This window comes from Rhodocaloribacter litoris (assembly GCF_011682235.2).
Lineage (GTDB): Bacteria > Bacteroidota > Rhodothermia > Rhodothermales > ISCAR-4553 > Rhodocaloribacter > Rhodocaloribacter litoris.
Genome location: NZ_CP076718.1, coordinates 3,611,483 through 3,635,160, shown reverse-complemented (window position 1 = coordinate 3,635,160; position 23,678 = coordinate 3,611,483). Strand labels below are relative to the sequence as shown.

General features: G+C 68.7%; 15 protein-coding genes. 13 read left to right on the top strand and 2 right to left on the bottom strand.

Features of this window, described 5'->3' with window-relative positions:
* Positions 1 to 726 precede the first annotated feature (726 nt).
* From GQ464_RS15010 to GQ464_RS14975, 8 genes are all read left to right on the top strand, one after another.
* Complete coding sequence (locus GQ464_RS15010) at positions 727 to 1,527, top strand: cytidine deaminase (protein WP_166980891.1); 801 nt, start codon at positions 727 to 729, stop codon at positions 1,525 to 1,527.
* A 21-nt stretch (positions 1,528 to 1,548) separates the two neighbouring features.
* On the top strand, positions 1,549 to 2,520 hold the full coding sequence (locus tag GQ464_RS15005; protein WP_166980893.1) for a calcium/sodium antiporter: 972 nt from the start codon (positions 1,549 to 1,551) through the stop codon (positions 2,518 to 2,520).
* 24 nt (positions 2,521 to 2,544) lie between these two features.
* Entirely contained in the window at positions 2,545 to 4,221 is a 1,677-nt protein-coding gene (locus GQ464_RS15000; RefSeq protein WP_228350336.1) for a S8 family peptidase, read from the top strand.
* A gap of 227 nt (positions 4,222 to 4,448) precedes the next feature.
* Positions 4,449 to 6,617 (top strand): VWA domain-containing protein, encoded by a 2,169-nt coding sequence (locus GQ464_RS14995; protein WP_166980775.1) that lies wholly within the window; start codon positions 4,449 to 4,451, stop codon positions 6,615 to 6,617.
* A gap of 263 nt (positions 6,618 to 6,880) precedes the next feature.
* Entirely contained in the window at positions 6,881 to 8,116 is a 1,236-nt protein-coding gene (locus GQ464_RS14990) for an amidohydrolase (protein WP_166980773.1), read from the top strand.
* 101 nt (positions 8,117 to 8,217) lie between these two features.
* Positions 8,218 to 12,546 (top strand): lamin tail domain-containing protein, encoded by a 4,329-nt coding sequence (locus GQ464_RS14985; protein ID WP_166980771.1) that lies wholly within the window; start codon positions 8,218 to 8,220, stop codon positions 12,544 to 12,546.
* A gap of 223 nt (positions 12,547 to 12,769) precedes the next feature.
* A complete protein-coding gene (locus tag GQ464_RS14980) occupies positions 12,770 to 13,126 on the top strand; it encodes a HesB/IscA family protein (RefSeq protein ID WP_166980769.1) in 357 nt (118 codons plus the stop codon).
* A 266-nt stretch (positions 13,127 to 13,392) separates the two neighbouring features.
* Entirely contained in the window at positions 13,393 to 15,966 is a 2,574-nt protein-coding gene (locus GQ464_RS14975; protein ID WP_166980767.1) for an ATP-dependent Clp protease ATP-binding subunit, read from the top strand.
* 84 nt (positions 15,967 to 16,050) lie between these two features.
* On the opposite strand, the gene GQ464_RS14970 is transcribed toward GQ464_RS14975, so the two are convergent.
* The gene (locus GQ464_RS14970; RefSeq protein WP_166980765.1) at positions 16,051 to 16,830 is read right to left on the bottom strand and encodes a rhomboid family intramembrane serine protease; all 780 of its coding nucleotides are present in this window, start codon (positions 16,828 to 16,830) and stop codon (positions 16,051 to 16,053) included.
* Between the two features lie 48 nt (positions 16,831 to 16,878).
* Positions 16,879 to 17,814 carry a sulfotransferase domain-containing protein gene (locus tag GQ464_RS14965; RefSeq protein ID WP_166980763.1) on the bottom strand — a complete coding sequence of 312 codons (936 nt, stop codon included), beginning with the start codon at positions 17,812 to 17,814 and terminating at the stop codon, positions 16,879 to 16,881.
* A gap of 118 nt (positions 17,815 to 17,932) precedes the next feature.
* Between GQ464_RS14965 and GQ464_RS14960 the strand changes: the two genes are divergently transcribed.
* From GQ464_RS14960 to GQ464_RS14940, 5 genes are all read left to right on the top strand, one after another.
* The gene (locus GQ464_RS14960) at positions 17,933 to 19,039 is read left to right on the top strand and encodes a prephenate dehydrogenase (protein ID WP_166980761.1); all 1,107 of its coding nucleotides are present in this window, start codon (positions 17,933 to 17,935) and stop codon (positions 19,037 to 19,039) included.
* Between the two features lie 85 nt (positions 19,040 to 19,124).
* Complete coding sequence (gene gcvT / locus GQ464_RS14955; protein ID WP_166980759.1) at positions 19,125 to 20,243, top strand: glycine cleavage system aminomethyltransferase GcvT; 1,119 nt, start codon at positions 19,125 to 19,127, stop codon at positions 20,241 to 20,243.
* 96 nt (positions 20,244 to 20,339) lie between these two features.
* A complete protein-coding gene (locus tag GQ464_RS14950; protein ID WP_166980757.1) occupies positions 20,340 to 21,116 on the top strand; it encodes a 2-phosphosulfolactate phosphatase in 777 nt (258 codons plus the stop codon).
* Positions 21,117 to 21,180: 64 nt separating this feature from the next.
* Positions 21,181 to 22,356 (top strand): DNA translocase FtsK 4TM domain-containing protein, encoded by a 1,176-nt coding sequence (locus tag GQ464_RS14945; RefSeq protein WP_228350334.1) that lies wholly within the window; start codon positions 21,181 to 21,183, stop codon positions 22,354 to 22,356.
* Positions 22,251 to 23,666 (top strand): DNA translocase FtsK, encoded by a 1,416-nt coding sequence (locus GQ464_RS14940; protein WP_228350779.1) that lies wholly within the window; start codon positions 22,251 to 22,253, stop codon positions 23,664 to 23,666. Before GQ464_RS14945 ends, GQ464_RS14940 begins: the two co-directional genes overlap by 106 nt.
* Positions 23,667 to 23,678 lie beyond the last annotated feature (12 nt).

Genomic DNA, 23,678 nt, shown 5'->3' with positions numbered 1-23,678 from the left:
GGATGAGGATTGAAATAGGCTGCTGATGGCCCCGAGATACAGGCCAGCCACGTCGCATCCGCCCTCCGGGGCGGATGAGGATTGAAATTCGACCAACCCGGCATGGAGAACACGCCATGAGCAGTCGCATCCGCCCTCCGGGGCGGATGAGGATTGAAATGACGTGCAGCAGGAGATCAGGCTGCCGGACGAGCGCACGTCGCATCCGCCCTTCGGGGCGGATGCACATAGGCACAGAAACCGCGCCGTCGCCAGCAGGTACAACGGAAGCGCCGCCAAAAGCACAGGTGACACGGTGATATTCTCCCGGCCGTAGCACGGGCGGCCTTGCCCGGAGCGCTATGCGGGGTTTTGTGGGAGGCCCCGCCCTGTGCCGGCGGCGCATCGCATCCGCCCTCCGGGGCGGATGAGGATTGAAATGCGGCGATACCGTTGCGACGTCACCACGGATCGCATCCCCCCTCTGACAGCGCTTGCCTCTCAGCATCGTCGATTGTGTAGCCAACGAGGTGCGGCCAATCGGCGATCCAGGTGTGGCACGAGAAACCTCGGACCTCGACGCAAGTAGTGCTAGCGAGCCGTCGGAACAGGTGACACGGTGATATTCTCCCGGCCGTAGCACGGGCCTTGCCCGGAGCGCCATGCGGGGTTTTGTGGGAGGCCCCGCCCTGTGCCGGCGGCGCATCGCATCCGCCCTCCGGGGCGGATGAGGGTTGAAATAATATTATGAAGAACATTCCGTCTTCGGTGCTGGAGGTGCTTCGCCGGCAGGCCCGGCAGGCGGCCGCCCGGTCGCACGTACCCTACTCGAACCGCCCGGCGGGCGCAGTACTCCTGCTCGAGGACGGCCGGCTCGTGCCGGGGGTGCGCGTCGAGAGCGCATCATTCTCCTTGACGATCCCCGCCCTGCTGAACGCCTTCACGACGGCCGTGGCCGCCCGACGGCACGACGTGGTGGCGGCCGTCCTCAGCCACGCCTCCGACGCCGGCGAGGCGGCCTTCATGACGGCGACCCCCGCCGGGACGTTCACCCCCGCCGGGCCGGACGCCTTCGTCCGGCCGGGCACCGGCCCGCTTCCCGCCCCCGCCGGCCTGCTCTCCCCCTTCCTCGACGTCGAGCGGCCCGATGATCCCGGCGCAGGCCTCCGCCTGGCCCGCGAGGTGGCCCGTCGCGCCCACGTCCCGGCCTCCAACTTCCCCGTCGGCTGCGTGCTCGAAACCGCCGAGGGGCTCGTACCGGGCGTCAACGTCGAGCACGAAGACTGGGCGCGGATCCTCTGCGCCGAACGCAACGCCCTCGGCACGGCCGTCACGTATGGCCTGACGAAGCTGCACACCCTCTACCTCTCCTGCCTCCGCGACCCGGACGGCACCCCCTGCGGCGCCTGTCGTCAACTCTTAACGGAACAGGCCCCCGCCCTCGTGCTTTGGATGGACCGCGGCGCCGCCCCTCCGGCTTCGTCCCGGCCCGAGGCGCTGTTGCCCGGTTTCTTCTCCGGGGGCGCCCTGCGCAAGCCTGCTCTCTGATCACCCGTTCCCGGAATCCTCATGCTCCTCCAGATCCTCCTCTTCCTCGCCGGTCTGGGAGCCCTCTATTACGGTGCGGAATGGCTCATCAAAGGCGCCATGAGCCTGGCCCTGCGCTTCGGCATCCGGCGGATGGTCGTGGGCCTGACGGTCGTGGCCCTGGGTACCTCCATGCCCGAGTTCCTGGTCAACTTTTTCGCCGCACTGTGGGATGAAGACAGCCTTGCCCTGGGCAACATCGTCGGCTCGAACATTGCCAACATCGCCCTGATCCTGGGCATGAGCGCCATGGTCTACCCGCTGGCCGTGCAACCCCCGGCGCTGCGCAAGGAATACCCGCTGATGATGCTCGTCATGGCGGCCTTCTACGCCATGGCCTGGGACGGCACCATCAGCCGCCTGGACGGCGTGCTGCTCGTGGCGGGGTTGGCCGGCTTCCTGGCCTATCTGGTTCTGGACGCCCGGACGGAGACGAGCAAGGCGGAAGTCGCCCGGGAGTTGCTGGCCGCCACGGACGGCAACACCCCTGTCGAACTCCTCCCGATGTGGAAGAAAAGCCTGTACCTCCTTGGCGGCGTGGCCGGGCTGGCCCTGGGCGCCCGGCTGATGGTTTCGGCGGCGGTCAACATCGCCGAAGCGCTTCAGATCAGCCACGTGGTCATCGGGCTGACCGTCGTGGCCGTCGGCACCAGCCTGCCCGAACTGGCCGCCTCGGTCCTGTGCGCCTTTCGCCGGGAACCCGAAATGACGGTCGGAAACATTCTGGGAAGCAACCTGCTCAACATTCTCTTCGTGGTCGGCCTCATCGCGCTCATCCGGCCGCTGCACGTGGAGGCGGACGCGATCACCATCCATTTTCCCGTGATGATGGCGTTCGGCCTGCTGCTGCTTCCGCTGGCCTGGACGGGCTACCGGATCTCCCGGCTCGAAGGGACCGTGCTGGTGCTGGGCTTCACCGGCTACATGGTCTATCTGGCCCTGCCGTACCTCTGACCCGCAAAACGAACCGTCTCCGCCATGAAGCCACGCCTGCTGTGCCTGCTGCTGGTCGTCCTGGGGATCTCGCCGGCCCACGCCCGGCAGGTCCCGGACGTAGCCGCCGACTCGGTCAAGTACTGGATCTTCCTGGCCGACCGGGGTCCGGAGGCGGAGACGACCCGGGTGTGGGTGCACCCGGATGCCGTCGCGCGGCGTGCCCGGCGGGGCCACCGCCTCGATCCCGAAGCGGACCGGCCCGTGTCGGCGGCCTACCTGTCGGCCCTCCGCGAACGGGGCGTGGTGCCCCGCGTGCAGAGCCGCTGGCTCAATGCCGTGAGCGCCTACCTGGCGGCCGGCGAGGCGGCTGCGGTGCGCGCCCTGCCCTTCGTGAAGGCCGTGCGCCCGGTGGGCCGCCTCCTGCCGGCCCGGACGCCCCCCCCGCCCCCGCTCGTCGAAGCACCGTGGCGACCGGCCCGCCCCCGCCCGGCACGGCTGGACTACGGCGCCTCCGAGACGCAACTCGCCCTGGTCAACGCCCTGCCACCGCTCGAGCGCGGTCTCAACGGCGCCGGGGTGCGGCTGGGCATCATCGACACGGGCCTGGGAGACCTCTCCGCCCACCCGGCCTTCACCCGGATGCTCGCCGAAGGCCGCTTCCTCGAAAGCCGGGACTTCACCGGGCTGCCGGACGACGGCAGCCGCCACGGACGCGCCGTCCTCTCGGTCGCCGCCGGCTTCGACGAGGGTAACCTGATCGGGCCTGCCTACGGGGCGGAGATCCTCCACGCCCGCACCGAGTACACCCCCCCCGAGACGAACCAGGAGGAGGACAACTTCGTGGCCGGGCTCGAATGGATGGAGACGATGGGCGTCGACGTGGTCAACGTCTCGCTCGGCTACTCCGAGTTCGACGAAGGGCAGCACAGCTACACCCCCGCCGACATGGACGGGGACACGCCGGTCACGACGCAGGCCGCCGACCGGGCCGCACAGCTCGGCATCGTGGTGGTCGCCAGCGCCGGCAACAGCGGGCACACCACCTGGCGGATCATCACCTCGCCGGCCGACGGCGACTCGGTCATCGCCGTCGGGGCCGTCGACGCAAACGGGGTCCGGGCCTTCTTCAGCTCCGTCGGCCCCACCGCCGACGGGCGCATCAAGCCGGACGTGGCCGCCCTGGGTATGAGGGTGCACCTGGCCGCCTCCGACACCGGGTACGGGCTCTCCCAAGGCACCTCCTTCTCCGCTCCGATGGTGGCGGGGATCGTGGCGCTGCTCCTGCAGGTCAACCCGGACCTGGACCCGGCAACCGTCCGGGACATCCTGCGCAGCACCGCCAGCCGGGCCGGCAACCCGGACAACACCCTGGGCTGGGGCCTCGTCGACGCCGACGCCGCCGTCGCCCTGGCCGAAGCCCTGGCGACGCCCGTGGAAAACGGGCGCACGCCGCCGGCCGTCCTGCGGGTGGACACCTACCCCAGCCCCCTCACCGGGCCGGCCGTCTTCGAAGTCCGCTCGCCGGTGACGCTCCCGGACGCCCGCCTGCATGTCTATGACCTGCTGGGGCGCCGCGTCGCCGTACCCTTCGAAGGCGCCCTCTCGCCCGGCCTGAACCGTATCCCGTTCGACCCCACCGGCCTCGCACCGGGCCTCTACCTCTTTACCCTGGAAACGGCTACCCTTACCCGGCACGGCAAACTGGTCGTCGTGCGTTGAACGGGACCGGGGATACGCCTGCCCTCCGATCCCGGCCCCCGGATGAGCCCGGGGCGAAGACGGAGCCCGGCGGGCACAGGGACGCGCCCGATCCGGTCGCCACGAAGGTCCGGAGGGCACCGGGTCCGAAAACCCTGCCACGTTCGACCTGCCGGTTTTCAACCCGCAACCCGAACGCAGCTCCATCATAGAACCCCTCGTCCGGTAGCCTCAAACAGCGAAAGTCCATGTCCCTCTCATTCGGTTTCAGTCCGTGGTTGCTGGTGTTATGCCTGTTCGGGGCCGCCGGGTTGACGTACTGGGCGTACCGGCAGACGGTGCCGGCGTTGCCGGCGGGGCGGCGCGTCCTGCTGGGGGGGTTGCGCTTTCTGGCGCTTTTCGTGGTTCTTTTCCTGCTGTTCGAGCCCATCCTGCGGCGTTTCGAGGCACGAGAGCGGCCGCCCGTGCTGGCCGTACTCGTCGACGACAGCCAGAGCCTGGGGCTGGTGCAGGAGGATGAAGCCGGCGACCCTGTGAACCTGGCGACCACGGTGCGGGAAGCGCTGCGCCGCCTGCCGGAAGACGCCCTCGACGGCACCGTCCGCTCCTTCGCCTTCAGCGACGACGTGCGCCCGCTGCCGGAAACCCCGGCCCGCTTCGACTCGCTCCGTTTCGAAGGGGCCCGGACGAACATCGCGTATGCGCTCGACTACGTGCGCGAGGCCCTCAAGGGCGAGAACCTCCGGGGCGTCCTGCTCGTCTCGGACGGGCTCTACAACACCGGGCGCAACCCGCTCTACGTGGCCGAGCGCTTCCCCGTCCCCGTCCACACCGTCGTCGCAGGCGATACGACGGCCCGCCGGGACGTGCAGATCCGGCGCATCACGACGAACGAGCTGGCCTACGTCGGCACCGTGCTGCCGGTGCAGGTCGGCGTGCGGGTGCGGGATTATCCCGGAGAGCGGGTGACGGTTTCGCTGATGAAAGACGGCGCGGTGCTCCAGTCCGTCCCGGTCACCCTGCCCGAAGGGACGGCGGAGGTGCCGGTGGACCTGACGTACACGCCGGAGGCCGAGGGGCTGCACCGGCTCCAGGTGGTCGTGACCCGGTTGCCGGGCGAGCTGACCTACCGCAACAATGCCGAGACGGTGACGGTGCAGGTGTTGAAAAGCCGGCGGCGCCTCCTGTTGCTGGCCGGCCCGCCGAACCCGGACCTGGCCGCGCTGCGCCAGCTCCTCGACGGGGACGAGAACACGGAGGTGGTCTCATTCGTCCAGAAGGCCGCCGGCGCCTTCTACGAGGGCACGCCGCCTGCCTCTTTCAGCGACTTCGACCTGATCCTGCTGGCGGGCTATCCGGGACCCGGGGCCGACACGGCCCTCCTCGACCGGGTGGCGGCCGCGGCCGAAGCAGGCACCCCGTTCCTCTTCCTGTATCATCCCCGGACGGACCTGCGCGCGTTGCAACGGCACCTGGGCGACGTCCTGCCGGCGGTGCCGCAGGCCGTGCGGACCGGCACCATCGAGGCCGTGCCGCTGCTCACCCCGGAGGGCGAACGCCACCCCATCCTCGACGTGCCGGAGGTGCCGGCCTCGCTCCTGCGCCGCCTGCCGCCGCTCTTCTGCAGCGAGAGCCGCTGGCAGGCCAGCCCGGACGCCCGCGTGCTGGCCCGCATCGAGGTGCGCGGCGTCGCCCTGAACGACCCGCTGCTCGTCGTCCGGCAGCGCGGGGGAAGCCGCTCGGCCGCCCTGCTCGGCGCCGGTACCTGGCGCTGGAAGAACGTGCCGGAAGACCTGGAGGCGGTAGCCCCGTTCTGGCCTGCGGTGTTCGAAAACCTGGTCCAGTGGGTCGCCACACGCGAAGACGACCGGCGCGTGCGCGTCCGCCCCGCCGAAGACCTCTTCGGCGGCGGCGAGGCCGTCCTGCTCAACGGGCAGGTCTACGACGAAAGCCTCAACCCCGTGGATGACGCCGCCGTGGAGGTGGAGGTCGTCACGCCGGACAGCACCCGCCTCCCCTACCGCATGGAGGCCGCCGGCCACGGCCGCTACGTGCTCGACCTCGGCTCCCTGCCCGAGGGAACCTATCGCTACACCGCCCGCGCCCTGCGCGAGGGCACCGAACTGGGTACCGACCGGGGCACCTTCAGCGTCGGCGCCCTGACACTCGAATACAGGGAAACGCAGGCCAACACGGCCCTGCTGCGCCAGATCGCCGAGCGCTCCGGCGGCAACTTCTTCTTCCCCGGCGACCTGGGCACCCTCCCGGAGCGGCTCTCGTCCTCGGGCCTGTTCACCCCCGTCGTGATTGAGGAAACGTCGGAAACACGCCTCTGGCAACGCTATCCGTTCCTGATCCTCGCGATCCTCCTGCTGACGGCGGAATGGTTCCTGCGCAAGCGCAGCGGCATGGTCTGACGCCGCGCCGGCGTAAAAGGGATCGGGGCACGGATTCAACAGCGGAAGCCGGCGCGGCGAAGGAGAACCGATCTGCCCGGGATGAACGAACCGCACGGAACGAATGACCGGCCGGCACGTCCGTAACGACGGCGATCGCGCCCCCTGCCCGACGTACTCCGACCGGGCCGGGATCCGCCGGGGTGACGGTGCACCATGCAGGCGAAGGGTAAACCGCCCCCCCTGACCTTGCCATCCTCAGAAGAAAACGTAACGCCAGACCGATGTCCGAAGAACCGATCCTGCCCGCGGCGATCACCCGGGTCCTCCGGGAGGATACCCCGCCGGAGATCCGGCAGGACCTGCCCACGCTGTTGACGGCCATTCGCCATCACCTGCACATGAATCCGGAGCTCGGGCTGCAGGAGTTCGAAACCGCCCGGTTCATCCGCGAGGTGCTGGAGATGCACGGGCTGGTGCCGGAGGGTCCCGTGGCCGTCACCGGCCTGTACGTGGACATCAAAGGGGCCCATCCCGGTCCCGCCGTCGGGTTCCGGGCGGACATGGACGCGTTGCCCATCCAGGACGGCAAGCAGGTGCCCTACGCCTCGCAGCGGCCGGGGGTGGCCCACCTCTGCGGCCACGACGTGCATACGACCGTCGGCCTCGGGGTGGCCCTGCTGCTGGCCCGCCTGCGCGACCGCCTGCACGGCACGGTCCGTGTCTTCTTCCAGCCGAACGAGGAGGGCATCCCCAGCGGCGCTCCGCTCATGATGCGCGAGGGCGTGCTCGACGGGCTGGAAGCCGTCTACGCCATCCACGTCGACCCCACACTGCCGGTGGGCGTCTACGGCCTCATCACCGGCCCGGCCACCGCCTCGGCGGATCGGTTCCGCGTCCTGGTTCAGGGCCCTTCGACCGGCCACTCGGCCCGCCCCCACCAGTCGGTCGACACGATCTGGGTGGCCACACAGATCATGAACACGTTCTACCAGCTCGTCGGCCGCGTCACCGACGCACGCAACGACGCCGTGCTGGCCATCACGCGCATCCACGGCGGCGAGGCCGACAACGTCATCCCCGACCGGGTCGCCTTCGGCGGGACGCTCCGGTGCACCGTGCGCGAAGACCGGGACCTCCTGAAAGCCTACCTGTCCCGTGCAGCCTCCGAGATCGGCGCCCTGCACCGCGCCCGCATCGAGGTCGACATCGACGACGGGGCACCGGCGGTCGTCAACGACCCGCGCCTCATCGACAACGTGCGCCGCACTATCCTGGAAGCGGATGGCCCCTCGGCCATCTTCGAGATCCCCCGTCCCAGCCTGGGGGCCGAAGACTTCGCCTATTACCTGGAAGCAGTGCCCGGCGCGTTGATCCGGGTCGGCACGTCCTCCGGCCCGGCGACCAGCCACCCGCTCCATGACGCCTGCTTCGACGTGGACGAACGGGCCCTGGCCCCCACCGCCCGGCTCATGGCGCACGTGCTCGTCAACCACCTCCGCAACCGCCCCCTCGGCTGACGACCGTGTCCCGGTAGACTCTGGCGTTTTCTCTCGTACCCTTTAAGTACGGACCCGCCCTGAAACGCTCGTGCAGGGAGGCCCCCTGCACGACATGGCCCATGCATACCACGCGGACGAGGCATCTGCTTGCCCGGCTGCTGCTGGCCGCCGCCTTCGGCGGAGCCGGCCCGGCCGCCGCCCAGTTCGTCGAGACCTTCGCCGACGGCGACTTCACGCAGGACCCGGCGTGGACAGGCACCACGGCACACTGGGCGGTGGTGCCGTTCGGGGACGACTTCGCGCTGCGCTCCGACGGCCCCACCGCGGCCGACACGCTCTACCTGGCAACGGCCTCCACACAGGCCTACGGCCGGTGGGCGCTCACCTTCCGCTACGAAGGCGGGGCGCTGAGCAACTTCAACCTCGTACGCATCTTCCTCCTGGCCGACGGGCCGGACCTGACGGGAGCGGTGCGCGGCTACCACCTCCAGCTCGGCACCAACAGCCGTGACGTCCGTCTCTACCGCAGCGACCCGGACGTTGCCGGGGGCCGTACCCTGCTCGGCCAGTCCGCCCCCGACGTCGTCACGGACGAGGCCCGCACGCTCGGCGTCACCGTCACCCGCACCGAAGCGGGAGACTGGACCGTGACGCTCGACGGCGCCCCCGTGCTGGCCGTCGCCGAGACGGGAACGCCCGTCACCACCGGCAGCCACTTCGGGCTGTGGGTCAAGCATTCCGCCACCCGCAACCGGGGATACTTCTTCGACGACCTGGTGGTCACGCCCGGCCTCGAGGACACGACGCCGCCCGTCGTCACCGGCGTGACGTACGAGGTCACGTTGCCAGGCTTCTTCGCCCGCTTCTCCGAGTTGATCGACTTCAGCAGCATCGACGGGGACGACGTCTCCGTCCCGGGCATCGACCGGATCGTGTCGATGTCCCCTGTCTCGGGCGTCAACGAGACGGACGGGATTTCCATACAACTCGCCACCTTCCTCCCTTCGGGCGACTACGACGTGCGGCTCCGTGACATCGCCGACCTGGCCGGCAACGTCCTGCGGGACACCACCGTCACGGTGACCGTGGTGGCGGATGAGACGCCGCCCGTGCTCCTCGGCGCCGAAGCCATCTCGGCCACGGAGGTGCACGTCACCTTCGACGAGCCGGTCGGCCTGGATCCCGGAGCCTTCACCCTCTCGGAGAACGTCACCGTCACCGGTATCCTGAACCCGATGATCCCGGAGTTTCCCTATGCGGAGGTGGTCATGCTGGAGGTTTTTCCGCCGCTGGCGCCCGGCATCACCTATACGCTCACCGTGCACGACCTCGCCGACCCGTTCGGCAACGTGCTCGAGGAGGCCGCCGCCGCGTTCACCTTCTCCGGGGAGCCTTTCGTCCCGGCGCCGGGCGACGTCGTCGTCAACGAGATCCTCTACGCCCCGCCCCCCGGCGGCAGCGAGTACGTCGAACTCCTCAACCGCACCGGCCACACGCTCGACCTGCGCGCCTTCCGCCTCGCCGACGACCGAAACAGCCCCGTCCCCCTCACCACCGAAACAACGGCGCTGCCCCCCGGCGGCTTCGCCGTGCTCGCGCAGGACAGCACCGCCTTCGCAGCCGCCTTCCCCGGCGTCCCCTTCCTCCCGGTCGAGAACTTCCCCGCGCTCAACAACGCGGGCGACGCCGTCGTGCTCTTCTTCGAAGAGACGGTGCTCGACTCGGTGGCCTACCGGCCCGGCTGGGGCGGGGCGGGAGGCGCCGCGCTGGAGCGGCGGGACCCGGCCGGTCCTTCGAACCTGGCGTTGAACTGGGGCACCTCCACCGATCCGCGCGGGGGCACTCCCGGCGCCGTGAACACCCTCTTCGCGCCGGACACCACCCCGCCCGCCCTGCTCTCCGCCCTTCCGGCCCGGACGGGCGACACCCTCACGGTGACGTTCTCCGAGCCGCTGGACCCCGCCACCGTCACGCCCGGCGACTTCACCATCGAGAACGGCGGGACGGTGACGCCGGAGACGGTCTCCGTCGACGAAGCCACCGCCACGCTCGTCCTGGCCATGCCGCTCCCGCCGGGCACCTACCGGCTCGTCGTCCGCGACGTGGCTGATTTCTTCGGAAACATCCTGGCCGAAGACGTACGGGCGTTCACGGTGCTCGCGCCGGTGACGCCTGCCCGGGGGGAGGTGGTCGTCAACGAGATCCTCTACGCCCCGCCCCCCGGCGGCAGCGAGTACGTCGAACTCCTCAACCGCACCGGCCACACGCTCGACCTGCGCGCCTTCCGCCTCGCCGACGACCGAAACAGCCCCGTCCCCCTCACCACCGAAACAACGGCGCTGCCCCCCGGCGGCTTCGCCGTGCTCGCGCAGGACAGCACCGCCTTCGCAGCCGCCTTCCCCGGCGTCCCCTTCCTCCCGGTCGAGAACTTCCCCGCGCTCAACAACGCGGGCGACGCCGTCGTGCTCTTCTTCGAAGAGACGGTGCTCGACTCGGTGGCCTACCGGCCCGGCTGGGGCGGGGCGGGAGGCGCCGCGCTGGAGCGGCGGGACCCGGCCGGTCCTTCGAACCTGGCGTTGAACTGGGGCACCTCCACCGATCCGCGCGGGGGCACTCCCGGCGCCGTGAACACCCTCTTCGCGCCGGACACCACCCCGCCGCACCCCTTCTTCGCCGACCAGGTCGGCGAACGGCACGCCGAGGTGTTCTTCTCCGAGCCGCTGGACCCCGCCACCGTCACGCCCGGCGACTTCGCGCTCGACGGGACGGGGCCTGCCGCCCTTGTGCTGGCCGAAGGGGACACGCGGGTCCGCCTCACGTTCGACGCCGGGCTCCCGGGCCTCTCGCAGCCGAACCCGCTCATGCTCACCGTGCGCGACGTGGCCGACCTGACCGGCAACGTGCTGGCCGAGGCCACGGTGCCGCTGGCCCGCCAGGCTGCCCCGGGCGACGTCGTCGTCAACGAGATCCTCTACGAGCCGCGGGCCGACCCCCGCGACGGGTTCATCGACCAGCCGGAATACATCGAGCTCTTCAACCGCAGCGGCCACCTCATCAGCCTCCGCGGCCTCTTCCGAACGAATGTGCCCGACGAGACGGGTGCCGCCGATACGACCCGGCTGGCAGCGGATCCGGTGGCCATCGCGCCGGGTGGTTTTGCCGTGGTCTTCGCCGAGCCGAAAGTCCTCGACGAGGACGCCCTCTATGCCCAGTCGTCGCTGGTGCTGGCCTTCCCCGAGGACTACCGCCGCCTGGGTGTCACGCTGCTGCCCGTGCGGGCGGCCACGCTCGGGCTGCGCAACGACGGGGACCTCGTCCGCCTCCACCGGCCGGACGGCACCGTCGTCGACGAGGTCGTCTACGACCCCGCCTGGCACGACGCGGCACGCGCCACCACGCAGGGGGTGGCCCTCGAACGCATCGACCCGGACGCGCCGGCGCAGGCGGCAACCAACTGGGCCAGTGCCACCGCCCCGGCCGGCGGCACGCCCGGCCGCCCGAACAGCGTCGCCCCCGTGACGGCCCGTCCGCCGCAGCCCGGCGAGCTGGTCGTCAACGAGATCCTCTACGAGCCGCGGGCCGACCCCGGCGACGGGCGCCCGGACCAGCCCGAGTACTTCGAACTGTTCAACCGGACGGGCGAACCCCTGGCCCTCAACGGCCTGCTGCTGACGGGCCGGCCGGACGAGCAGGGCCGGGCCGATACCCTGCGCATCGCCTTCACCCCGGTGGCCCTGCCGCCGGGCGGCTTCGCCGTCGTCTACGGCGTGCCGCCCGGTACGCCGGACGACAGCCTCCGCCTCGTCCTCGAACGCCCCTTCCCCACCCTGCCGGCCGGCGACCCCGGCCTCGTGCTCCTGCCCCTGCGGCGCAGCCTCGCCCTGGACAACGCGGGCGACCTCGTCCGCCTCCACCGGCCGGACGGCACCATCGTCGACGAGGTCGCCTACGACCCCGCCTGGCACCACCCGGGCCTCCGGGAACGGCGCGGCACGGCCCTCGAACGCATCGACCCGGACGCCCCCGCCGGCCTGGCCTCCAACTGGACGAGCAGCGTCGCCCCGGCCGGCGGCACCCCGGGCGCCCGCAACAGCGTCTACCTCCGCCCCGGTGAACCCCGGGCGGCTCCCGGCCTCGTCGTCGAACCCTCACCCTTCTCGCCGGACCGCGACGGCCACGAAGACGTGACGGCCATCCGGTATACCCTGCGCCAGGCCCCCGCGCTCGTCCGCGCCCGCATCTTCGACGCCGGCGGCCGGCTCGTGCGGACCCTCGAAGCGGCCGCGCTCGCCGGGCGTTCCGGCACCCTGTTCTGGGACGGCCTCGACGACCACGCCCGCCCCCTGCGCGTCGGCATCTACGTCGTCCACCTCGAAGCCATCGCCGCCGACGCCGGCACACGCGAAGCCTACAAAGCCCCCGTCGTGCTCGCCCGACCGCTCGACTGAACAGCCGGCGACGCTTTTTCCGGACAGCCCGGCGAAAAGGAATTTCTTGCCGGTGCCGCCGGCCGACCGGAACGGGCCTCCCCCGGGCGAACCGGGGCGATACCGTACCGGCGGCCGGCATCGCCGGTCCACCAATTATTCCTCCATCCGGCCGGAACAGCCCCGTAGAGCCAACGTTGCAAGAGAGGCCCTACAGAACCGACCACGATCCGTCGAGCTACGCATGAGTGCAACGGCAACCCAGGCCCCGCCGGCCCCCGTCACCCTGACCCCTCGCGCCGCCGAGGAGATCAAGAAGATCATGCAGACCAAAGAGATTCCCGAGGGCTTCAGCCTGCGGGTCGGGGTGCGCGGCGGTGGTTGTTCGGGCATGAGCTACATCCTCGGCTTCGACAAGAAGCGCGAGCACGATGCCGAGTTCGAGCAAGACGGCATCGTCATCTACATGGACAAACGGCACGGGCTCTACCTGATGGGCACCGTGATCGACTACCACGACGGCCTCAACGCCCGCGGGTTCACGTTCGACAACCCGAATGCGGTTTCCACCTGCGGATGCGGCTCCAGCTTCGCCGCCTGACCCGAGGGGAATCGCGCCGGCGGTCGTAGCGGCTGCCGGGCTTTCCGGCACCGGGTCCTGGTCCGGTGCCGGCGTGTCGGGTACCTGTGCCTTGCACGCCCGCTTTTGACCGAGTCCCCCGCCCCCGTTCGGCATCTTTTGAAAGGCTTGCGCGTAGTGAGCCCTAGCCCGGGCCGTTGGTCTGGTATTTGCCCTGCACCCGTTCAAGCCGGGGACACAACGGGAGGATGGCCCGGCGTGTCCGCCACGACACAGACATTTTCAACATGGAAGGAAATTTTTCAAACCGGGTTCGCGACGTGATCTCCTTCAGCCGAGAGGAAGCCATCCGCCTCGGCCACGACTACATCGGGACCGAGCACCTGCTCCTCGGCATCATTCGTGAAGGCGAAGGCATTGCCGTCAAGATCCTGCGGAACCTCGGCTGTGATCTCTACAAGCTCAAGAAAGCCATCGAAGACACCGTCCGCTCGACGGGCGGCACCCTCACCGTAGGCAACATCCCCCTCACGAAACAGGCCGAAAAGGTCCTCAAGATCACCTACCTGGAAGCCAAGCTGTACAAGAGTGACGTCATCGGTACCGAACACCTGTTGCTGAGCCTGCTCCGGGACGACGAGAACATCGCCGCGCAAATTCTGCAACAGGGCTTCTCGATCACGTACGACGCCGTTCGAACCGAACTCGACTCGATCATCAGTGGCAAGGCCTCGGCCCGGGGCGGCAGTGGTCCGAGCGGCCGTTCCTCGTCCGGATACAAAGAGCGTAGCAAAATGGAAAAGAGCAAAACCCCGGTCCTGGACAATTTCGGAAGGGACCTGACGAAGCTGGCCGAAGAAGGAAAGCTGGACCCGGTCGTGGGCCGCGAGCGTGAGATCGAGCGTGTGGCCCAGGTGCTGAGCCGGCGCAAGAAGAACAACCCGGTGCTCATCGGCGAGCCCGGCGTCGGAAAGACGGCCATCGCCGAGGGCCTGGCCATGCGGATCGTGCAGCGGAAGGTCAGCCGGGTGCTCTACGACAAGCGCATCGTCACGCTGGACCTGGCCGCCCTCGTGGCCGGCACCAAGTACCGGGGCCAGTTCGAGGAGCGCATGAAGGCCGTCATGAACGAGCTCGAAAAGAGCCCGGACGTGATCCTCTTCATCGACGAACTGCACACGATCGTCGGCGCCGGCGGGGCCTCGGGCAGCCTCGACGCCTCGAACATGTTCAAGCCGGCGCTGGCCCGCGGCGAGATCCAGTGCATCGGCGCCACCACGCTCGACGAATACCGCCAGTACATTGAAAAGGACGGCGCCCTCGACCGCCGCTTCCAGAAAATCCTGGTCGACCCCTCCACGCCGGAGGAGACGATCGCCATCCTGCGCAACATCAAGGACAAGTACGAGGAGCACCACAACGTCCGCTACACGGACGAGGCCATCGAGCTGACGGTCAAGCTCTCCGAGCGCTACATCACCGACCGGTTCCTGCCGGACAAGGCCATCGACGTGATGGACGAGGCCGGCGCCCGCGTGCACCTGAACAACATCCGCGTGCCGAAGGAGATCGTCGCCCTCGAAGAGGAGATCGAAGCCGTCCGCGAGGAAAAGAACCGGGTCGTCAAGAGCCAGAAGTTCGAAGAGGCGGCCCGGCTGCGCGACAAGGAGAAGAAGCTCCAGGAACAGCTCGAAGAGGCCAAGCGCGAGTGGGAACGCAAGGCCGAAACCGAGGTGCACGACGTCACGGCGAAGGACATCGCCGAGGTCGTGGCCATGATGACGGGCATCCCGGTGGACAAGATTTCCGAGCCGGAGACGAAGAAGCTGCTCCGCATGGAAGAGGAACTGAAGCGGCGCGTCATCGGCCAGGACGAGGCCATCGAGAAGCTCGCCAAGGCCATCCGCCGCACCCGCGCCGGCCTCAAGGACCCGAAGCGCCCCATCGGCTCGTTCATCTTCCTCGGCCCCACCGGCGTCGGGAAGACGGAGCTGGCCAAGATGCTCACCGAATACCTCTTCGACTCGCAGGACGCCCTCATCCGCATCGACATGAGCGAGTACATGGAGAAGTTCTCCGTGAGCCGTCTCGTGGGTGCGCCGCCGGGCTACGTCGGCTATGAAGAGGGCGGCCAGCTCACCGAGAAGGTCCGCCGCAAGCCGTACTCCGTCGTCCTGCTCGACGAGATCGAGAAGGCCCACCCGGACGTGTTCAACATCCTGCTCCAGGTCCTCGACGACGGCATTCTCACCGACGGCCTCGGCCGCCGGGTCGACTTCCGGAACACCATCGTCATCATGACCTCGAACATCGGGGCCCGGGACATCAAGAACCTCGGCAAGGGCATCGGCTTCACGCAGTCCGAAACCGAGTTCAACTACCAGACGCTCAAGAGCACGGTCGAGGACGCCCTCAAGCGGGTCTTCAACCCCGAGTTCCTCAACCGCATCGACGACGTGATCGTCTTCCACCCGCTGGAGAAGAAGCACATCTACCAGATCATCGACATCATGGCCGCCGACCTGTTCAAGCGCGCCCATGACCTCGGCATCGAGGTGGATCTGCAAAAACCGGCGAAGGACTTCCTCGTCGAAAAGGGCTACGACGCCAAGTTCGGCGCGCGCCCGCTGCGCCGGGCGATCCAGAAGTACGTCGAGGACCCCATGGCCGAAGCCATCCTCAGCGCCAACCTTTCCGAAGGGGACACGCTCGAGATCACCTACGACGAGAAGAAGAACCCGTCGGAGCTGATCTTCCGGACGAAGAAGGCGAAAAAGAGAGCCCGGGCCGAGGACGAGCCGGAGGCACCGGAAGCCAAAGACACCTCGGCGGAAGAGAAGGCCGAAGAGGCCCAGGAATAGCCCGGCCTGCCCCGCAAACAACACGGCCCCGTCGCCTCCGGGTGACGGGGCCGTTTCGTCAAGGCCGGAGGGAAGTGAAGGCCCCTACCAGTAGCGCCGGGCGCCCTCCCGGGCCGCAAAGGCGGAGAACACGTGCGGCCGCTCCTCGCGGACGAGGCGCCGCAGGACGAGCGCCAGGAGCACTCCCGCAAAGAACCCGCCGATGTGGGCCCCGTAGGCAACACCGCCCAGCGTCTGCTCGGACAGCATGATGGCCCCCCAGCCGTTGATGAACTGCAACACGATCCACAACCCGATGGCCACCACGGCAGGGACGGAAACCACATAGAAAAACATGAAGATGGCGTAGACCCGGTTGCGGGGAAACAGCACCAGATAGGCCCCGAGCACACCGGAAATGGCCCCGGAGGCCCCCAGGTTGGGCACCACCCCCTGCGGATCGAGGGCAATCTGCGTGAAGGTGGCAGCCACCCCGCTGACCAGGTAGAACAGCAGAAACACCCCGCTGCCGAACCGGTGCTCCACGTTGTCCCCGAAGATCCACAGGTAGATCAGGTTGCCGAAGAGATGCATGTAGCCGCCGTGCATGAACATGGCGGTCAGGATCGTCAGGTAGATCGGCGAGGGACCGGGGGCCTGAGGCACCGACACCGCCTCCGCCCCGAGACGGACCATGACGGGCCGGACCAGATCCTCGCCCCGGGTGATCTCCCAGGGAATCACACTCCAGCCATAGGTGAAGGCCGCGTTGGCTCCGGCCTGCTGCAACAGAAAGAACACGGCCAGGTTGGCCAGGATCAGCCCGGTTGTGACATAAGCCGGGCGGGTGAGCTTGCGGTCGTCGTCGCCGATGGGAAAAAGCATGGTCTTCTCGTTGCGGAGCGTTCCGGGGTCCCGGCTGCCTCCCGCCCGTCAGCACCAGCCGGGATCGGTCTCGTAGCCGAGCTGGATCAGTAAGTTATTATACTTTTCCTTGAAATACGCGATGTGCATCTCGTCGAAGCAGGTTCGCCACAGGGGCGGGGGCGCCATCCGCTCCGGCAAGCTGCGCTCCGGCCCCTCGCCGGGATGGCTCCGGCCGGCGAGGACGCGCCGGACGATGTCCGTCACCCACCCTGCCGGCAACCGCCCCCGCACGAGCCGGGGACACCGGCGCTCGACGAAGGAAGGAAGCCGGCGCACCGCCCCGTCATACCACCGGTTGAACCGCAGCGACAGGCCGTAGAGCGGCCCCGGCTGCACGGGGACCAGGAACCCCAGGAACGAGAAAACCTGCCAGAAGGTGGCTTCCGGGCGGGCGAAGAGGGTTTCGTACTTCAGTTCGAGGACCTCGGGCCGGCCATAATCCCACTCCCGCATGTGCCGGAAAAAATGCTCGCTGTAGGCCATTTCGAGCAGCAGTCCTTCTGCCGCCGGCAACTCCTGCAGGCGTGCACAATGGGCCAGGTGGCCGGCCATCCGGCCCTGACGGGCCCGTTCGCGCAGGTGCTCCGGCAGGGGGCGCTTCAGGTGCTGCCGGTAGCGCAGCACGACCACGTCCCGGGGGTCGCGCACGACGTGAAAGGCCCGGAAAGCCGGCAGTTCGCCGGGTTGCTGCAGGGTGGCCTGCGTACAGACCAGCACGTCCGGGCGCTCGGCGGAAACAAATCGTCCGAGCGAACCATACGTCGCCCAATCTCCGGGATGGTGGATCACCCGGAAGCGCCACCCCAGGTAGGCGCACGCCTCCTGCAGGATGCGGGTGATCCAGGTCGTTCCACAGTAGTGATGACCAAAAAACACGTAGAGAGGCCGGGGACACCCGCGGTTTCGGGAGGAAGCCTCATAGCCCTCGGGAAAGGTATGCATCGGCGAACGGAAACGACGGAAATCTCTCTGGACGGGGACCACGCCCGGCAACCTGTTTTGCCCCCAACGTAGGATTTATCGCCCGAAAAACTCAACGCTAAACAAGCCACTCTCCTGCATGATCGAACGGATTGCCCTGGTGGGCGTGGGACTGATCGGGGGATCGCTCGGCCTGGCCTGGAAGCGACACCGGCCGGAGGTGACGCTGGCCGGTTACGACCGGGAGGACGTGCTGGCCCGGGCCACCGCACGCGGCATCGTGGACGAGGCCGCCGGGTCACTCGAGGCGGCCGTCGCCGGGGCCGACCTGGTGGTGCTGGCCGTGCCGATTGCCGCGAGCCTGCGGCTGATCGATGCACTCGCCCCCCTGTTGCGGCCCGGCGTACTCGTCACGGACGTGGGCTCGGTGAAGGGCCCCGTCGTGCGGCATGCCCGGGCCGTCCTCCCACCGGAGAATCCCTTCATCGGAGGCCATCCGATGGCCGGGGCCGAGCACAGCGGGGTCGAACACGCCGACGCCTTCCTGTTCGAGAACGCCACCTACGTGCTCTGCCCTCCGGAGGACACGCCACCGGAGGCGTTTCAGATCCGCTACGACGCGTTCGTCAGCCTGATCCGGGCCACGGGCGCCCGCGTCCTGCTCCTGGAAGCCGAGCGTCACGACCGCATCGCCGCCGTGGTCAGCCATCTGCCGCAGCTGCTGGCGGTGACGCTGATGAACTACGCCGCCACACACCACGAGGACGACGATCATTTCCTGCGCCTGGCCGCCGGCGGCTTCCGCGACCTGACGCGCATCGCCTCCTCTCCCTTCGACATCTGGCGGGACATCCTGCTTGCCAACGAAGGCCCCATCCTCGACGCCCTGGCCGGGTTCATGGCGGGGCTGCAGAAGCTGCGTAACCGCCTCATCGAGGAAGACCTCGACGCCCTGGCCTCCGCCTTCGACCGGGCCCGGTCGGTGCGCGAGACCATCCCGCGGAACACGAAGGGGTTCCTGCATCCCCTCGTCGACGTCTTCGTCTACGTCGAAGACCGGCCCGGTGCGCTGCTGGACATCACACGCACCCTGTTCGAGGCCGGGCTCAGCATCAAGGACATCGAGTTATTGAAGTTGCGCGAGGGCACCGGCGGCACGTTCCGCCTCGGCTTCGCCGGAACCGCGGCGGCGGACGCGGCCGTCCGCGCCCTCGAAGACGCCGGCTACCGGGCCTACCGGCTTTAACCTTCGGCCGTCTCCCGCGTTGACTCTGGCCGGTTACCGGTGTATCATGGAACAACCGCTGCGAGAAAAAAACGACCGCCGCCCGATGGCTTCGACGGAAACCCTCAAACAGACGCCGCTCCACGACGTGCACCGCGCCCTGGGCGCCCGCATGACCCCCTTTGCCGGTTTCGAGATGCCGTTGCAATACAGCGGCATCCTGAACGAGCACTTGGCCGTCCGGCAGGCGGCCGGCCTGTTCGACGTCAGCCACATGGGTGAATTCTTCGTGCGCGGCCCCCGGGCCTTCGACTTCGTGCAGCACCTGGTCACCAACGACGCCGCCCGCCTGACCGACGGCCGCGCCATGTACACCGTCATGTGCCGGCCCGACGGCGGCATCGTGGATGACCTGCTCGTCTACCGGCTGGGACCCGAGGAGTACATGCTGGTGGTCAACGCCGCCAACATCGAGAAGGATTTTGCCTGGATGCAGGAGCACAACCCGATGGGGGCCACGCTGGCCGACGCTTCGGACGAGGTGGCCCTGCTTGCGATCCAGGGTCCCCGCGCCCACGACATCGTGCAGGCGGTCACCGGCGTCGCCGCCGGCGACATCAAGTTTTACCACTTCGTACAGCTGGAAGCCGGGACGTTTCCGGGCTGCGACCGGGTGATCCTCTCGCACACCGGATACACGGGCGAGCCGGGCTTCGAGCTCTACGCCCGGCCGGAAGACGCCCCGCGCCTGTGGCACCTGCTGATGGAGGCCGGCGCGCCGCACGGGCTCCAGCCTGCCGGCCTCGGCGCCCGGGACACGCTCCGCCTGGAAGCCGGCTACTGCCTCTACGGGAACGACCTCACGGAAGAGACTAACCCGCTCGAAGCCGGGCTGGGCTGGCTCGTCAAGTTCGACAAGGGGCCGTTCGTCGGGCGGGAGGCCCTCCTTGCCGTGCGCGAGCAGGGTCCGGCCCGCCGGCTCATCGGCTTCGTCGTCGAAGAGCGCGGCCTGCCCCGGCCGGGCTACCCGATCCTTGACGGCACCGGGGAAGCCGTCGGCATCGTCACGAGCGGCAGCCAGTCCCCCGTGCTGGGCCGGGGCATCGGCCTCGGCTACGTGCCGAACGACCCGGCCTTCACCACTCCCGGCACCCGGCTGGGCGTCTCGGCCCGCGGGCGCACGCTCCCGGCCGTCGTCACCCGTCCTCCTTTTCATAAAAAATAACGGCAACCGACCGGGTGATCCGCCTTCACAGGCTGTACCTTACCAGCGATGCGATCCGACTGTATCGAACCGGTGCGGTACCTCTCCTTTTCTCCCATGAAAGTTGAAGTATTCCTGACAGGTAACACGCTGACGGAGGAAGACGTCAAGGGCCACACCGTCATTGTGATCGACGTCTTGCGGACCAGCTCCACCATCGTCACCGCCCTGAGCAACGGGGCGCGGGCCGTCGTGCCTGCGGCCGACATGGCGGAAGCCGGCAAGATTGCGGCCAACCTGGACCAGTCCAGCTTCCTGATGGGCGGCGAGCGCGGCGGCGACAAGATCGAGGGCTACCACCTGGGCAACTCCCCCCTCGAATACACGCCGGACGTGGTCGAGGACAAGACGCTCATCCTGAACACGACCAACGGCACGGCGGCCATCGCCAACGCACGGGCAGCCGAACACCTGGTCGTCGGGTGTTTCCTCAACGCACGCCGCGTGGTCGACTTCGCCCGGGAACAGGGGCTGGACGTGGTGATCGTGTGCGCCGGCTGGCGGAACCGCATCGCCCTGGAGGACACCCTCTGTGCCGGGCTGCTGCTGCACCTGCTCTGGGACGGCCAGGAGCCGGCCCACGTGTCCGACTCGGCCCACATCGCCTTCACGCTCTACCGGCACGACGGCAACGACCTCTTCGCCGCCCTGCGCCGCTGCAACCATGCCCAGCGCCTCTACGAACAGGGCTTTGCGGACGACGTGGCCTACTGCGCCCGGGTAGACTACCTCCCCGTTCTGCCGTACTTCGAAGAGAGCCGCCTGGTACGCTACGACCCCGCCCGGGCCGAGTCCGCGCTGAGCGAATCGCCCGCCCTGCGTGCCCGGGACTGAGGCGGGGCCGCCCGGCTACCGCAGGCGGTTGGATTCAGGGCCCACGCTGTCGTAGTTTTCAGACATGGCATCATCGGCGCGAAGAAAGAAGCGCGGGGCCGCGCGGAACAATACGAAGGCCGGGCGGCTGCCGCAGCAGCGAAAGAAGGAAGTGCTCGGCCTCATCCTGATGGGGCTGGGGGTGTTGCTGGCCCTGGCCGTGCTCACCTACAACCCGGCTGACGACGGCCTGGCCCGCCGCTTTTCCTTCGACGCCCTGCTTCACCCCGGTGAGAACCGGGCACAGAATGCCCTCGGGCTCATCGGGGCGGCCCTGGCCCGCCTCCTGGTACCGCAGGCACTGGGGTACACCGTCCTCATCCCGACGGGCCTGCTCTTTGCCTGGGGCTACGTCCTCTTCCGCAACCGCACCCCCGTCTACCTCCCCACCCTGACCGCCCTCCTCGGCGTCTCCACGTTCGTCCTGGCCTGCCTCTTCGGCTGGCTCGGGCAAACACTCTCGACAGACCTGCTGCGCTGGGGCGGCGGCTGGGGGATCGGCGCAGCCGGCTGGATGCAGCAGGTCTTCGGCAGTGCCGGCTCCTTCATCCTCATCTTCCTTTTCCTCGTCGTGACGGCCCTCCTGCTCGTCGACCACGACATCCAGCGGTCGATGGACCGCGTCGAGGAGTTCGTCCGCGCGCTGGGCGCCCGCCTCGAAGCCTGGCGCACGCAGGCCCGCACCCGCCGGGAGGCCCGCCGCGCCGAACGCCACCGTCTCCGGGAGGAACGCCGGGCCGCCCGCGAGCAGGCCCGGGCCGCCCGCGAAGCCGCCCGGGCAAAATCGCCCCCTCCGAAGCCTGTCCCCGCCCCCTCCCCTCCACCGGAGCCGCCCCCCGCCGCCAGGCCAGCCCAGGCCCCGGAGACCGACCGGCCGGTCTCCCCCCCCCCCCCCCCCGCCCCGAACGCCCGGCGCCGGAACCCCCGCCCCCCGACGAACCCCCGTCCCCCGAGCTCGAACTCAAGGTCCGTGCCCGCATCGAAGAGGAAAAGACCGACGTCCTCGAAAACATGGCGGACCCCGACACCGAGACGGTCCCCTTCGAGATGCCCGGCCTCGACCTGCTCGACGCGGCCGACGAGAACGACCTCAAGATCGACTATAACGAACTCGAGGAGAACAAGCGCATCCTCCTGGACAAGCTCGCCACGTACAACATCGAGATCACCGGCATCAACGCCATCGTCGGGCCGACGGTGACGCTCTACGAACTGACCCCGGCGCCCGGCGTCAAGATCAGCCGGATCACGGCGCTGGAAGACGACCTGGCCATGGCCATGGCGGCCCGCGGCATCCGCATGATCGCCCCCATCCCCGGCAAGTCGGCCATCGGCGTCGAGATCCCGAACCGCCATCGCGAGCTCGTCCGCATCCGCGACGTCATCGGCACGGCCCGGTTCCGAGACGCCCGGATGGAACTGCCGCTGGTCATCGGCAAGACGATCGAGGGGGAGGTCTTCATCCAGGACCTGACGAAGATGCCCCACCTGCTCATCGCCGGCGCCACGGGCTCGGGCAAGTCGGTGAGCCTGAACGCGTTCATCGCCGGGCTGCTCTACGCCTGCCCCCCCTCCCACCTCAAGTTCGTGATGATCGATCCAAAAAAGATCGAACTGCAGCCCTACATCCGCATTGCCGAACACTATGGCGCCACCCCGCCCGGGGTGGACGAGCCGATCATCACCGACTTTTCGCAGGCCCTCGTCGCCCTGAAATGCTGTGAGAAGGAGATGGAGGAACGCTACGACCTCCTCTCGAAAGCCCGCGTGCGCGGCATCGTGGACTACAACCGGCGCTTCCGTGAAGGCAGCCTTTCCCCCGAAGAAGGCCATCGTCACCTGCCCTACATCGTCGTGGTGGTGGACGAACTGGCCGACCTGATGATGACGGCCGGCAAGGACATCGAAGGCCCCATTGCCCGGCTGGCCCAGATGGCCCGGGCCGTGGGCATCCACCTCATCCTGGCCACCCAGCGCCCGTCGGTGGACGTGATCACCGGGCTCATCAAAGCCAACTTCCCCGCCCGGATCGCCTTCAAGGTGGCCACGAAGATCGATTCGCGAACCATCCTGGACCAGAACGGCGCCGAAGGACTCGTCGGCAACGGCGACCTGCTCTTCATGCTCGGCAGCCGGATGATGCGCCTGCAGGGCCCCTTCGTATCGATGGAGGAGGTGGACCGCCTGACCCACTTCATCGGCGACCAGCCCGGCGGCGAGCCCTACATCCTGCCGGAAGTCGAGGAAAAGGAAAGCCCCACCGGCACCACCGGCGGCTCCGACGAGCGGGACGAACTTTTCGAAGAAGCGGCCCGCATCATCGTCCGGAGCCAGCAGGGTTCGGTCTCGTTGCTGCAGCGGCGGCTCTCGGTCGGCTACTCACGGGCGGCCCGCATCGTGGACCAGCTCGAAGAGGCCGGCATCGTCGGCCCCTTCGAGGGCTCCAAGGCCCGGCAGGTCCTCGTCGAAGACGAACAGCAACTCGACGAACTGCTCCGGTCCATGACGTGACACCCCCCGCCG

Coding starts and splice junctions, on each gene's coding strand:
- GQ464_RS15010 (WP_166980891.1), top strand. CDS start 727: ATGAAGAACATTCCGTCTTCGGTGCTGGAGGTGCTTCGCCGGCAGGCC.
- GQ464_RS15005 (WP_166980893.1), top strand. CDS start 1,549: ATGCTCCTCCAGATCCTCCTCTTCCTCGCCGGTCTGGGAGCCCTCTAT.
- GQ464_RS15000 (WP_228350336.1), top strand. CDS start 2,545: ATGAAGCCACGCCTGCTGTGCCTGCTGCTGGTCGTCCTGGGGATCTCG.
- GQ464_RS14995 (WP_166980775.1), top strand. CDS start 4,449: ATGTCCCTCTCATTCGGTTTCAGTCCGTGGTTGCTGGTGTTATGCCTG.
- GQ464_RS14990 (WP_166980773.1), top strand. CDS start 6,881: ATGTCCGAAGAACCGATCCTGCCCGCGGCGATCACCCGGGTCCTCCGG.
- GQ464_RS14985 (WP_166980771.1), top strand. CDS start 8,218: ATGCATACCACGCGGACGAGGCATCTGCTTGCCCGGCTGCTGCTGGCC.
- GQ464_RS14980 (WP_166980769.1), top strand. CDS start 12,770: ATGAGTGCAACGGCAACCCAGGCCCCGCCGGCCCCCGTCACCCTGACC.
- GQ464_RS14975 (WP_166980767.1), top strand. CDS start 13,393: ATGGAAGGAAATTTTTCAAACCGGGTTCGCGACGTGATCTCCTTCAGC.
- GQ464_RS14970 (WP_166980765.1), bottom strand. CDS start 16,830: ATGCTTTTTCCCATCGGCGACGACGACCGCAAGCTCACCCGCCCGGCT.
- GQ464_RS14965 (WP_166980763.1), bottom strand. CDS start 17,814: ATGCATACCTTTCCCGAGGGCTATGAGGCTTCCTCCCGAAACCGCGGG.
- GQ464_RS14960 (WP_166980761.1), top strand. CDS start 17,933: ATGATCGAACGGATTGCCCTGGTGGGCGTGGGACTGATCGGGGGATCG.
- gcvT (WP_166980759.1), top strand. CDS start 19,125: ATGGCTTCGACGGAAACCCTCAAACAGACGCCGCTCCACGACGTGCAC.
- GQ464_RS14950 (WP_166980757.1), top strand. CDS start 20,340: ATGAAAGTTGAAGTATTCCTGACAGGTAACACGCTGACGGAGGAAGAC.
- GQ464_RS14945 (WP_228350334.1), top strand. CDS start 21,181: ATGGCATCATCGGCGCGAAGAAAGAAGCGCGGGGCCGCGCGGAACAAT.